Origin of the sequence: Azonexus hydrophilus (assembly GCF_905120355.1) — a bacterium.
In the GTDB taxonomy this organism is placed as follows: Bacteria; Pseudomonadota; Gammaproteobacteria; order Burkholderiales; family Rhodocyclaceae; genus Azonexus.
In genome coordinates this window covers 72,069-84,159 of sequence record NZ_CAJHOB010000012.1, presented here as the reverse complement: position 1 = coordinate 84,159, position 12,091 = coordinate 72,069, and the positions used below count along the sequence as shown (strand labels likewise).

Genomic DNA, 12,091 nt, shown 5'->3' with positions numbered 1-12,091 from the left:
CAGAGGATTTCCATGAACATCGCCCATATCCCACGCCTCCGCTCCCTTCTGACGCTCTGCCTCGGCTGCTGCGCCGTTCTCCTCAGTGCCTGCTCGACACTTGAGCACGGCGCGGCTCCTCAGCTCGAGCGGCAAGCCACCTGGGCCGTCCTGCCGTTTGCCAACCACACCGAAACGCCGTTGGCCGGCCAGCGCGCCGAATCCATCGCCGAAGCCCTGCTGCGCGCCAGGAGCCAGGCCCAGGTCAGGCGCTATCCGGCCGCCAGCACCCAGGAAGCGCTGTTCGAAGCCAGCGAGCAGAAGCTCCAGGACGACGCCCTCATCTGGGCGCGCCAGCAGGGCGCACGCTACGCGCTGACCGGCGCGGTGGACGAATGGCGCTACAAGGTCGGCGTCGATGGCGAACCGGCTGCTGGCGTCACCTTGCAGATCATCGACGTGCAGAGCGGTGAAACCCTGTGGAGCGGCGCGGGCGGCAAAAGCGGCTGGAGCCGGGAAGCGCTTTCCGCCGTCGCCCGACAGTTGATCCGCGATCTGCTCAACGACGCGCTCTCTGGCTTGCGCTGAACGTCATCAGGGCACTCATGGGACTCTCCTCTCTTACCAGCCGCAAGCTATCTTCCGCCGCGGAAAGCGGGCTGGCCGGAATGGCGCTGGGCCGGTTAACCACGACCAGCGTCTCGCCCATCTCGGTGGCGCTGGAAATCGTGCTTCTGCCGCTCATCGCCCTCGGACTCGGTTTCATTTTCAGCCCGGAAGACCCTTTGTGGATCGACGCGGGCTTTCCCTGGAGCTGGCTCGCACCGGCTATTCTGGCGCTGCGCTACGGCCCGCTGGCAGGGCTGGGCAGCGCCGCCATCCTGTTGCTGGCTTGGCTGTTCACCCACGTTGGCCACTTCGACGCTTTCCCGAAACTGTATTTCCTCGGCGGCCTGATCCTGACCATGCTAGTCGGCGAATTTTCCAGCCTCTGGCTGACCCGCACCCGCCGCGCCGAAACCGTGCAGGTCTACCTCGAGCAGCGTCTGGAGCATCTCACCCGCCAGTACTACTTGCTGCGCCTTTCCCACGACCGTCTGGAACAGGATCTGATTGGCCGCCCGATGTCCATGCGCGACGCTCTGGAAACCCTGCACCAGCTTGGCGACCAGGGCGACCGAAAAGCGGGCGGGCAGACCCTGCTGCGCCTGCTGGCGCAGTATTGCCAGCTGGAAATCGCCAGCCTGCACCGGGTAGACGACAACGAAACAGTCGGCGAAGCTCTCGCCAGCATCGGCAGCAACACGCCGCTCGCCGCCGACGACCCGATGCTGCGTCAGGCAATGGACAGCCGCTCGCTCTGCCACATCGCGCAACTGGAAAACGAACAGCGCCTGCACAGCCGCTACCTGATCGTCGCCCCGCTCATCAACCTGAACGGCGACATTCACGGCGTCCTGACGGTGGAGGAACTGCCCTTTTTCTCCCTGCAGGACGAAACCCTGCAAACCATCAACCTACTGCTCAGCTACTACACCGACGGGCTGGCCATGCATGCGCTGTCTGCGCCCGTCTGCGCCGCCCTACCGGCCTGTCCGCCGGAGTTCGCCTTCGAGGCACAGCGCCTGTGGCATCTGCGCCAGAATACCGGCATCAGCAGCATCATCGTCGCCCTCGAATTCCAGCCACAGGCCGTGGCGCAAAATCTCCCCATCCAGCTGATGCGCCTCAAGCGCACCCTGGACGAGCACTGGCTGTGCGCCGGACAGAAAAAAATGGTGCTAGCGACGCTGATGCCGCTTGGCAACAATTCGACCGCCGAGGGTTTCCTCAACCGGCTGGAAACCTGGGCGGAGCAAACCTCGGAAAGCACGCTTGCCAGCCTCGGCATTTCTGCGCACAGCTTCATACTGGCCGGCGAAACGACCATCGACACCCTGCGCCGCATCCAGGAACTGGCCGATGGGTAGCCTGAAACTCGGACTGTACGCCCTCACCCTCGAACTCGCCGCCTGGGGCGGCGGGCTGCGGCTGGCCAGCGAAGCCTCGGATCAGGCTCTGGCCTGGTATCTGCTGGTGCACCTATTCGCCAGCTTCCTGCTTTCGGCCTGCGCCGCGCTGCTTCTGCCAGTCGGTTCGCGCCGCCAGCGCGGCCTGTTCCTATTCATGATGACCGGCTTCGCCTACGGCATTCCGGTGGCCGGCTTCATCGGCATCGCCATCGGCATTCTCTGGCTGCGCCTGTACCGCACGCCCAACGCGCCGCCCATCTTCGCTTCCCTGCAACTACCCGACTTCGACCCGCACCAGCGCCGCCAGAGCAATTTCCGCCAGGCCGGCCTGCGCGCTTTTCTGGGCAACGCCGCTATCCCCACGACCGCCCGCATCGGCGCCATGACCGCCTTGCAGCACGTTCCCAGCCGTGTCGCCACGCCGCTGCTGCGCGAGGTGCTCAGCGACGACAGCGAGGACGTGCGGCTGCTCGCCTACGGTTTGCTTGACAATCAAGAAAAGCGCATCAACCGGGCCATCGACGAGGCGCTGGCCAGCTTCTCCGCCCCAGAAAACGCCGCCGGCCGCCTGGAAAGCGCCCAGCGCCTATCCGATCTTTACTGGGAGCTGGTATATCAGGAACTCGCCCAAGGCGACCTGCGCGACTACGCCATCGCCCAGTCGCGCCGCTACTGCGAGATCGTACTCGCCGAGCAGCCCGACACCCCGGCCTTGCGCCTGCGCCTGGGCCGCCTGCTACACGCTTCCGGCGAGTACGAAGCCGCCGCCGCTGCATACCGGCAGGTGTCGGCGCAGGGCTTTCCGGCCACCCGCATCCTGCCTTATCAGGCCGAACTCGCCTTCGCGCAGCGCGATTTCCCGACCACCCAGGCGCTCATGGATCAACTCTCGAACTGGGCGGCGCTGCCGCGCCTGCGCCCGGTCATCGACTACTGGACAAGCCATCGATGATGACGCCGAACGACACCCTCCCGCCCTATACCCAGGCCACGCAGGCCGACATCGCGCTCCTGCTCGAAGGCACCTTTCCCTACGTCAGCGGCGGCGTGTCGAGCTGGGTGAACCAGATCATCCGCGCCTTCCCGGAGTACCGTTTCGCCATCGTCTTTCTCGGCAGCCGGCGCGAGGACTACGGCGCGATGAAATACGAACTCCCCGGAAATGTCGTGCATTTCGAGGAGCATTTCCTGTACGACACGCCGGTCGCCGACCGCATTCCGGCGGCGCGCCAGGGTGACGGCGCGGCTTTCGCACTGGCCAGCGATTTGCATGACCACATGCGCAACCGCAATGCGCCGGCCACCGCGCTCGCCAGTTTCCGTGAAATCTCCCGCGAGATACTGCCCACCGGCCGCCTGTCGCTCGACGATTTCCTGCATAGCGAAGCGGCCTGGGAGATGGTCTGCGAACGCTACCGGCGCTTCTGCGCCGATCCCTCCTTCGTGGATTTCTTCTGGACGGCGCGCATCATGCACCAGCCCCTGTGGCAGCTCGCCAAGGTGGCCCAGAACCTGATTCCGGTGCGGGCGTTGCACGCCGTATCGACGGGCTACGCCGGTTTTCTCGGCGCGCTGCTGCACCAGTCGCGGCAACTGCCGCTAATCCTCTCCGAACACGGCATCTACACCAAGGAACGCAAGATCGACCTGTTCAAGAGCGAGTGGATCCGCGACAACCGCAACGTGTTCCAGCGCGACCCCACCGAACTGTCCTATTTCCGCCGGATGTGGATCGGCTTTTTCGAGTGGCTGGGCCGCTTCTGCTACGACGCCGCCGACCCGATCATTGCCCTCTATGAAGACAACCGCCAGCGCCAGATCGCCGACGGCGCGCTGGCCGAACGCACCTGCAACATCCCCAACGGCATCAATCTGGCCCGCCTGTCGCCCTTGCGCGAGCAACGCCCGGAAACGCCGCCGCCCGTGCTGTGCCTGATCGGCCGCGTGGTGCCGATCAAGGACATCAAGACCTTCATCCGTGCCATGCGCCGGGTCGTCAACCGGATGCCGCATGCCGAGGGTTGGATCGCCGGGCCGGAGGACGAAGACCCAGGCTACGCCCAGGAATGCCGCGATCTGGTGCGCAGCCTGGGCCTGGAAAAACACGTCCGCTTCCTCGGCTTCCAGAAAATCGACGACCTGATGCCCAAGATCGGCCTCACCATTCTTTCTTCCATTAGCGAAGCACTGCCGCTGGTCATTCTCGAAGGTTACGCGGCGGGCGTTCCCACCGTATCGACCGACGTCGGTTCCTGCCGGCAACTGGTTGAAGGGCTGGACGACGAAGACCGCGCCCTCGGCGCTTCCGGCGCCATCGTCAAGATCGCCGATCCGCAGGCGCTGGCCGACGCGGCGCTTGCCCTGCTCGGCTCCACTGCAGCCTGGCAGGCGGCCAGTCAGGCCGGCATCCAGCGCGTCGAGCGCTATTACAGCGACGTACTGATGTTCAGCCGCTACCGCAAGGTTTACATGAATGCCCTCGAACGCGCGGAAGGAATCCGGTAATGGCGGGAATCGGTTTCGAGCTGCGGCGCATTCTGCGCAAGAACACCCTGATCGGCATTCTCGAGGCTTACGCCTACGCCGGCATCATTGGCTCCGGCCCCTGGGTGCTCTCCATCGTCGGGATTTTGCTGATCGGCCTGTTCAGCGTCAGCGTGGTCGTTCCCAGTTATCTGGTGACGCAGTTCCAAACATCCGTCACCTATCTGGTGGCAGGCAGCCTGATCTTTACCGGGTTGGCCCAGCTGGCCTTCACCCGCTTCATCTCCGACCGGCTGTTCGAGAAAAAGAAGGATGCCGTACTGCCCAACCTGCACGGGCTGATGCTGCTCGTCTCAGCCGGTGCAGGCCTCATCGGCACGCTGGGGATTTTTCTGCTGCTGCCCGGCGAGGGTATCCTGTACCGCCTGCTGATGCTGGCGGGCTTCGTCACTCTGTGCAGCGTCTGGGTCATGAGCGTCCTGCTCTCCGGCATGAAACGCTACAAAGCCATCGTCCTGCTGTTCGCCGTCGGCTACACACTCATCGTTGTCGGCGCGCTGTGGCTGCGCTACTACGGGCTGGAAGGCCTACTCGGCAGCTTCGTCGCCGGCAACCTGGTACTGCTCGCCGGCATGTGGGGGCTGACCATGCGCGAATTCAACGTGCGCCAGGAGCTGGTCCGCTTTGAATTCATCGACCGCCGCTTTCTGTATCCGAGCCTGATCGCCATCGGTTTTCTCTACAACCTGGGCGTGTGGATCGACAAGTTCATGTTCTGGTACTTCCCTCCGACGTCCGATCCCATCATCGGCCACCTGCGCGCCTCGCTGATCTACGACCTGCCTGTTTTCCTCGCCTACCTCTCCATCATTCCCGGCATGGCGGTATTCCTCATCCGCATCGAAACCGATTTCGTCGAGTATTACGACAAGTTCTACAACGCCGTGCGCGACGGCGGCTCGCTCGATTACATCGAAACCATGCGCGACGAAATGGTGCATTCGATCCGCCTTGGGCTGGGAGAAATCGCAAAAATCCAGGCCCCTGCCGTTCTCATCACCTTTGTCGCCGGGCCCTCGCTCCTGCGCGCGCTGGACATTTCCGAACTGTACCTGCCGCTGCTCTACATCCAGGTCGTCGGGGCCGGATTGCAAGTCGGGCTGATGGCGATCCTCAACGTCTTTTTCTACCTAGACCAGCGCCGCATCGTGCTTTTCCTGTGCCTGGAATTCGTCGTCCTCAACGTCGCCCTCACCGCCCTCTCCCTGTGGTTCGGTGCGGCGCTCTACGGCTACGGTTTCACCGTCGCCGTGCTCCTCACCCTGAGCACCGGCCTCTACCTCCTCACCCGCGCCCTGAACCGGCTGGAATACGAGACTTTCATGTTGCAGTAGGACGCCAGCCCGGAGCAAGCAGCCCTCTGGCCGCTTCGCAAACCACGGGCTTCTCAGGCCCCGCTTGCCTGTTGCTCGTTGCCGTTTTCTTCCGCTTCTTCCGGCAAGCGACTGGCCAGCACCTTGTCGATGCGTTTGCCGTCGAGATCGACCACTTCCAGAACCCAGCCTTCCCAGACCAGCTTGTCGCCGGTTGCCGCAAGTCGTCCAAGCAACAACATGAACATGCCGGAAAGCGTGTGGTAACGGCCTTTTTCCTCTTCTGGAACGGTTTTCAGACCAAGCGTATCTTTCAATTCAGGTAGCGGGATCAGGCCATCAAGCAGCCAGGAGCCATCCTCGCGCTGCACCACCCAAGCATCTTCCGTGTTGTGCGGCACGAATTCGCCAGTCACCGATTCGATCAGATCCTGCAGGGTCACCATGCCCTGCACTTCACCGTATTCATCGACCACGAAGGCAACGTGCGTGCCGGAGGTACGGAACTGATCGAGCAATTCCATGCCGGTGAGCGATTCCGGAACATATACCGCGGGCTGCAATTTCTCGGTCAGGCTGGGATTCTTGCCACGCAGCGTCTTGCCGAGCAGGTGGCGGGCGTTGAGCACGCCGAGAATATTGTCCAGGCCACCCTGACATACCGGAAAACGGGCATGTTCGGAATTGGTGATGATCGCCATGTTCTCGTCGAGCGGCAGACCCACATCGAGCCAGACCATCTCCGAGCGGGGCACCATGAGCGAGGCGATCTGCCGGTCATCGAGACGGAACACATTGCGCACCATGGTGTGCTCGTGCTTTTCGATGACCCCGGCTTCCGAGCCTTCGACCAGCATGGCGTGGATTTCCTCTTCCGTAACGCTGGGACCGGCCACTTCACGCTGGCCAAGCAGACGCAGCAGCAAGGCCGTGGAATTGGACAGCAGCAAGACGAAGGGGCGCGACAGCACGGCGAGCATCTGCATCGGGCGCGCCACCAGGCGAGCGATGCCTTCCGGATCGATCTGACCGATCCGCTTCGGCACCAGCTCACCTACCACGATGGAGACATAGGTGATGACCACCACAACCAGAATGGTGGCGCCGTATTCACTGACCTTGGTCTCAATTCCCAGACCTTGCAGCCATTCGGCCAACGGTCCGGCCAGTGCCGCTTCCCCGACAATCCCGTTGAGGATGCCGATCGAGGTAATGCCGATCTGAATGGTGGACAGGAAACGGGTCGGGTCTTCGCCCAATTTGACGGCAACGGCAGCAGCCTGGTCGCCTTCTTCGGCACGCTTGGCCAGGCGCGCCTTGCGCGCCGTCACCAAAGCGATCTCCGACATGGCAAACAAGCCATTAAGCACGATGAGGCCGATCAGGATGAAAATTTCCATGTCAGCACTCACTTACCATATCGAACAACCGGGACCCGCCTTGACGGGTCTCGACGTGCGGCTGCGCCGCGCTACTTGCAGGTTCAGGGTCGTCGTACATAGTGCGCGGCCCATGCCTGTCGGCAATGGCCCCGCCCAACCTTTGGCGAAATAATGAAGGTGCGAATAATGCCTCAATCCGGGCGGGCTGTCATGTCCGGAGACTATCGTCGTCCCCCCTGCCAGATGTTGCGACAACCGGTTTCCTTCACCCGCCAGCTGGCAATGGCGCCGATCAGCGCACACGCGGTGACGGCCAGCACCCCTTTCTGCCAGGCCGCCACATCGTAAATCGGCGCTCCATTGAGCATGGCTCCCTGCCAGTTCAGATCCATGATCTTGCCCACCACCGGCTGCATGATGGCGGCACAGAGAAACCCGCCCATGTTGGCCACACTGGTAGACATACCGGACAGCAAGGGCGGATTGACCTCCTTCGCACATGCCCAGCTCAGGCTGAAACCAGCCGTCGCCAGACCCAGCAAGGCAAACAGGGCGTACGACAGCACCAGCGGCATGGTGATGCAGGAAAGCAGGATCAGCCAGATCGCAACGTGCAGGTGCGACACGGCAATCACCACGGGCTTGCGTTTCCCCACGCGATCCGAAATGCCGCCGATGAACAGACAGCCCACGGCGAAACCACCAAACCACAGCGACAGATGACTGGCCGCCACGTTGCGCTCCAGGCCGTGCACCTGCATCAGGTAAGGTACAGCCCACAAACCGGCGAAAGTAAAAAACGCGCCGCACATACCAAGATTGACCAGCGCGGCCGGCCAGGTCGCACGATTCTTCAGCACCGAGAGCAGACCCGACAGGATGACGGTGCGATCCACTCGCGCTTTGGGAGCATCTGCCGCCAGCGGCGAATCACGCACTATCAGCCAGGAGAGCACCGACAACACGAGGGAAAAGCCACCCACGAACAGGAAAATCCCGCGCCAGCCGTAATTCTGCGCCGCCCAGGACAGCGGCGCGCCGGCCAGTACCGAGCCCAGGTTACCCACCAGCATGCAGATGCCGACCATGGTGGCAAAGCGGCTTTCTTCAAACCACACCGCAATCAACTTGAGCATGGCAATGAAGGTGACGGACACCCCCAGACCGATCAAGGTGCGCCCCACCAGCGCCAGCTCGAAACTGGGCGCAAAACCAAACAGCAGGCTACCGATCCCCCCCACGATGCCACCGAGAGCGACGATGCGGCGCGGCCCCAGCGTATCGGCGAGGATGCCGGTAGGAATCTGCATGACGGTGTACACGTAGAAATACGTTGCCGCCAGCAAGCCGAGCGAGGCTGCCGTCGTCCCGAAACTTGCCGCCAGATCCTGGGCAATCCCGGCCGGGGCAAAACGCTGGAAAAAAGACAGAATGAAGGCAGTGGCAACCACGCCGAGCGCCAGCCAGCGCCAGCGCATTTGTTCAGGACTCAGGGACAGCATGAAAACTCCGGAAAACGGGCAACTCCCCCACGCTGCGTAACCCTCGGTCGCAGCGACCGGAGTAACACGCGGGGGCGCTCACCGCCACAGGCTGGCAAAAAACACGACCGGGAAAATCAGCTGCAGACAGCGTGATTCACTGAACTCCGTGTTTTCCGGCGACACCCTGGCGGAGAGCATCTACAGCACAGCGTTCGAACTTACTTGAACGACAACACCCAGCGGGCCAGCGTCGCAGCCTCGGCATCGGTGACCTGATTGGGCGGCATCGGCACCTGCCCCCATTCATTCTTGCTGCCATTCTTGATCTTGGCGGCCAGGGCGGCTTCTGCCCCCTTCTCACTCGCCCGCTTGGCAGCAATGTCCTTGTAGCTGGGACCAACAATCTTGTTGCCGATGCCGTGGCACGTCGTGCAGTTCTTGGCCTTGGCCAGCGCTTCGTCTGCCTGAGCGGCAGTCCCCAAGAAAGTGCTGCAAGCGACCAAAAGAATAGCGAAGCGCATGTTTCTCTCCTCTCCGGAAACGGTTTGATTTTTTATCCCGGCGCGCTTGCCGGGCGTTGCAGTCTAACCCGAGTTGCACACGCTCAGGCAAGCAGTGCGCGCAGTCGTGCCACCAATTCACCCCAATTGACCGGTTTGGCAAAATGAATGGCCGACAATGCATGACAGCGGGCGAGAAAATCGTCGTCCTCGCGCCCGGTCAGCAGCACGATGGGCACGGCCGTGCCATGCCGCCGGCGCAACTCGGCCGCCAGGCTCAGGCCATCGAGCCCGGGCATTTCGACATCGAGCAACAGCACGTCGAAATCCGGACTGGCCTCCCAGGCCGCCAGCGCGGCCAGACCATCCGCCACCCAGTGCAGCTGGTGCGGTGGCGCAAACACTGCCTGGAGCAACACCCCCATGGTGGGGTCATCGTCGGCCGCCAGAATTTTCAGGGCATCGCACATCAGGCATTCTCCTCACGCACCTCAGCCAGGGCCGCAACCACTCGTGGCCACTCGCGGCGCAAGGCGGCATCCTGCAGCGATATCTCCGGCGCAACGCCTGTCGCAGCAGCAGTGCGGCACAACGCCTCGATTTCGCGGCACACGCCAGCCAGATGCAAGGCCCCCACATTATGGCTGCTCGACTTCAGGGCATGGCAACACGCGGCAATCGCCACCGCATCGCCCCGCTCGCAGGCGGCCAGATAATCCTGCCATAACTGCTCACCGCCGCGCAGATAGGCATCGATCAACTGCACGATCAACTGCCCGGCACCGGCGGGCGCCATCTGCCGTATCTGGGCAAAAGCCCCGGGGTCGATCACTATCGACTCGGCACACCCTCGCTCTTCCTGCAGCGGGCCTGCCTCCGGCGCCCGCCCCTGCAGCCCCCGGCGCTCTTGAGGCAACCAGCGTGCCAGAACAGCATGGATATCTGCTCCACGGTAAGGCTTGGCCAGATAATCATCCATTCCGGCCGCCAGGCAACGCTGGCGATCCTCATCACGAGCATTGGCGGTCAACGCCAGCACCGGCAGACGTGGCCTGCCACTCGCCTGTTCGAACTCACGCCAGGCACGACAGGTCGCAAAACCATCAAGCACCGGCATCTGGCAATCCAGCAATACCAGATCAAAACTATCCTCCTGCAACAGCTTGAGCGCCTGCTGACCATCGCCCACCACCAGCACGTTCAGACCATAGCGCTCAAGATGGGCGCGCGCCAGGATCTGATTGCTTTCGTTATCCTCTACCAGCAGCACTCGGCCACGCAGCAAAGGGGCCGCCACCGTTTCGTCCTGCGGCACCGAGCGCATTTCCGGCGGCAAAGCCTGTACACGCGGCAGGCTGAGATGCACGGTAAAACATGAGCCTTCCCCCTCTCGACTGGCCAGATCGATCCAGCCCCCCATCAATTCGACGAGGCTGCGACAGATCGCCAGCCCCAGGCCAGTCCCCCCATGGCGACGGCTGGTCGAGCCATCAGCCTGCACAAAACGCTCGAAAATCTCTGTCTGGGCGGATGGCGCGATGCCCACACCGCTATCGCTCACGCTCAACACCAGTGCCAGCTGATCGCTGTCGGCCTCGGAAAAAATGCGCAGCTTCAGCTCAACCTCGCCGCTGTCGGTGAATTTGATGGCATTGCTCAACAGGTTGCTGACCACCTGACGCAGCCGCAACCCATCACCTGACACCCACAGCTCACTCTCCGCCGGCAAATCCAGCACCAGCGCCAAGCCTTTTTTCTGCGCCAGCGGCAGATAGAGTTCATGCGTCTGCCGCAGCAGGGACTGCAGGTCGAACGCCTCCTCCACCAGACTGAAACGCCCGGCCTCGATTTTCGAGAAGTCGAGAATGTCATTGATGATGCCGAGCAAATGCTGACCTGAACGCTCGACCGCTTCGACAAACTGCCGCTGACTCGGCGTCAGCGACGTTGCCAGCAGCAATTCCGTCATCCCCAGCACACCGTTCATCGGCGTGCGGATTTCGTGGCTCATCGTGGCCAGGAACACACTTTTGGCCTGACTGGCTTCCTCCGCCTCTTCCTTGGCCGCACTCAATTCGCGCGTTCTTTGTGCCACCGCCTGCTCCAGACTGCCAAGATGCTCGGTCAACCAGCGGTCGCGCTCACGAATCTGGTTTGCCATCTGGTTGAAACCGGCACTGAGGCGGTCAAATTCCAGCACGCCGACTTCCTCTACCTGGACATCGTAACGACCGGCGGAAAGTGCCGCCATGCGTTCATTGAGACGCTCGAGAGGCAGCCACAACTGCTGCAGATGACGCGACTGCAAGCGCAGGGCAAGCCCGAGGATGGCCGCAAACACAGCGCTGAACAGCAGTAGCGAAAACAGCAGATGCTGCAGCCTGCTGCCGAAATCGGAGGCCCCGCGCAGCACATACTGCGAACCGTCGACGTGGCGGATGATTTTCTCAAAAGCCAGATGCCGCCAGCCCAGACGCTCACCTGCGGCCAGCGGCACAGTGGCGCCCAGCGGCAAGGCCACGTCGGGTCGCCGGTAATCGAGCCAGACCTGCGTTTCTTCGCCTGTCTCGGCAGACAACGGTGCCAGCGTGAGATAGAGCAGATCAGGCTGCGCCGCGAGGGCCTGCAAAAAATTGGGCGGTACCGGCTGGCGGGTGGAGAACTCCGTCAGTGCACTTTGCCAAACCGCCAGACGACTCCGGTTTTCCGCCCGCTCGGTGACCAGCAGCTGCCAGAATAGCGCCAGCAGCAGCACAACGAACAAGCCGGCAAAAAGTGGCAGAAAAACGCGCAGTTGCAGCCTGGAAACCTGCTGAGCCAAACCAGCCTGGTCAGCTGTCGTAACCATGCCCACTTCACGCTGCGTGGGCATGGGTG

The 12,091-nt window shown here is 62.6% G+C and carries 10 protein-coding genes; 5 read left to right on the top strand and 5 right to left on the bottom strand.

The window, feature by feature from the left end:
* Positions 1 to 12 precede the first annotated feature (12 nt).
* The 5 genes from JYJ39_RS10705 to pelG are packed head-to-tail and all read left to right on the top strand — an operon-like array spanning position 13 to position 5,869.
* The gene (locus JYJ39_RS10705; RefSeq protein WP_205204244.1) at positions 13 to 567 is read left to right on the top strand and encodes a hypothetical protein; all 555 of its coding nucleotides are present in this window, start codon (positions 13 to 15) and stop codon (positions 565 to 567) included.
* Between the two features lie 17 nt (positions 568 to 584).
* Positions 585 to 1,949: a PelD GGDEF domain-containing protein gene (locus JYJ39_RS10700; RefSeq protein ID WP_205204243.1), complete on the top strand. Its 1,365-nt coding sequence runs from the start codon at positions 585 to 587 to the stop codon at positions 1,947 to 1,949.
* Positions 1,942 to 2,943 carry a tetratricopeptide repeat protein gene (locus JYJ39_RS10695; RefSeq protein WP_205204241.1) on the top strand — a complete coding sequence of 334 codons (1,002 nt, stop codon included), beginning with the start codon at positions 1,942 to 1,944 and terminating at the stop codon, positions 2,941 to 2,943. Before JYJ39_RS10700 ends, JYJ39_RS10695 begins: the two co-directional genes overlap by 8 nt.
* The gene (gene pelF / locus JYJ39_RS10690) at positions 2,940 to 4,496 is read left to right on the top strand and encodes a GT4 family glycosyltransferase PelF (RefSeq protein ID WP_205204239.1); all 1,557 of its coding nucleotides are present in this window, start codon (positions 2,940 to 2,942) and stop codon (positions 4,494 to 4,496) included. The genes JYJ39_RS10695 and pelF overlap by 4 nt, the downstream gene beginning before the upstream one ends.
* On the top strand, positions 4,496 to 5,869 hold the full coding sequence (pelG, locus tag JYJ39_RS10685) for an exopolysaccharide Pel transporter PelG (RefSeq protein ID WP_205204237.1): 1,374 nt from the start codon (positions 4,496 to 4,498) through the stop codon (positions 5,867 to 5,869). Before pelF ends, pelG begins: the two co-directional genes overlap by 1 nt.
* A 53-nt stretch (positions 5,870 to 5,922) precedes the next feature.
* Here the strand turns inward: pelG and JYJ39_RS10680 are convergent, their stop codons facing one another.
* The 5 genes from JYJ39_RS10680 to JYJ39_RS10660 all read right to left on the bottom strand — a co-directional run bounded on the left by JYJ39_RS10680 (position 5,923) and on the right by JYJ39_RS10660 (position 12,086).
* Positions 5,923 to 7,248: a hemolysin family protein gene (locus JYJ39_RS10680; protein WP_205204235.1), complete on the bottom strand. Its 1,326-nt coding sequence runs from the start codon at positions 7,246 to 7,248 to the stop codon at positions 5,923 to 5,925.
* A 203-nt stretch (positions 7,249 to 7,451) separates the two neighbouring features.
* Positions 7,452 to 8,732 (bottom strand): MFS transporter, encoded by a 1,281-nt coding sequence (locus tag JYJ39_RS10675; protein ID WP_240189633.1) that lies wholly within the window; start codon positions 8,730 to 8,732, stop codon positions 7,452 to 7,454.
* Positions 8,733 to 8,932: 200 nt separating this feature from the next.
* Positions 8,933 to 9,235, bottom strand: coding sequence for a c-type cytochrome (locus JYJ39_RS10670; RefSeq protein WP_205204233.1), 303 nt, complete (start codon positions 9,233 to 9,235; stop codon positions 8,933 to 8,935).
* 83 nt (positions 9,236 to 9,318) lie between these two features.
* Positions 9,319 to 9,684, bottom strand: a complete 366-nt coding sequence (locus JYJ39_RS10665) for a response regulator (protein ID WP_205204231.1) — start codon at positions 9,682 to 9,684, stop codon at positions 9,319 to 9,321.
* Complete coding sequence (locus JYJ39_RS10660) at positions 9,684 to 12,086, bottom strand: ATP-binding protein (protein WP_205204230.1); 2,403 nt, start codon at positions 12,084 to 12,086, stop codon at positions 9,684 to 9,686. The genes JYJ39_RS10665 and JYJ39_RS10660 overlap by 1 nt, the downstream gene beginning before the upstream one ends.
* Between the last annotated feature and the right edge of the window lie 5 nt (positions 12,087 to 12,091).

Excerpts from the sequence above, each read along its gene's own strand:
- JYJ39_RS10705 (WP_205204244.1), top strand. The coding sequence starts at position 13 with ATGAACATCGCCCATATCCCACGCCTCCGCTCCCTTCTGACGCTCTGC.
- JYJ39_RS10700 (WP_205204243.1), top strand. The coding sequence starts at position 585 with ATGGGACTCTCCTCTCTTACCAGCCGCAAGCTATCTTCCGCCGCGGAA.
- JYJ39_RS10695 (WP_205204241.1), top strand. The coding sequence starts at position 1,942 with ATGGGTAGCCTGAAACTCGGACTGTACGCCCTCACCCTCGAACTCGCC.
- pelF (WP_205204239.1), top strand. The coding sequence starts at position 2,940 with ATGATGACGCCGAACGACACCCTCCCGCCCTATACCCAGGCCACGCAG.
- pelG (WP_205204237.1), top strand. The coding sequence starts at position 4,496 with ATGGCGGGAATCGGTTTCGAGCTGCGGCGCATTCTGCGCAAGAACACC.
- JYJ39_RS10680 (WP_205204235.1), bottom strand. The coding sequence starts at position 7,248 with ATGGAAATTTTCATCCTGATCGGCCTCATCGTGCTTAATGGCTTGTTT.
- JYJ39_RS10675 (WP_240189633.1), bottom strand. The coding sequence starts at position 8,732 with ATGCTGTCCCTGAGTCCTGAACAAATGCGCTGGCGCTGGCTGGCGCTC.
- JYJ39_RS10670 (WP_205204233.1), bottom strand. The coding sequence starts at position 9,235 with ATGCGCTTCGCTATTCTTTTGGTCGCTTGCAGCACTTTCTTGGGGACT.
- JYJ39_RS10665 (WP_205204231.1), bottom strand. The coding sequence starts at position 9,684 with ATGTGCGATGCCCTGAAAATTCTGGCGGCCGACGATGACCCCACCATG.
- JYJ39_RS10660 (WP_205204230.1), bottom strand. The coding sequence starts at position 12,086 with ATGCCCACGCAGCGTGAAGTGGGCATGGTTACGACAGCTGACCAGGCT.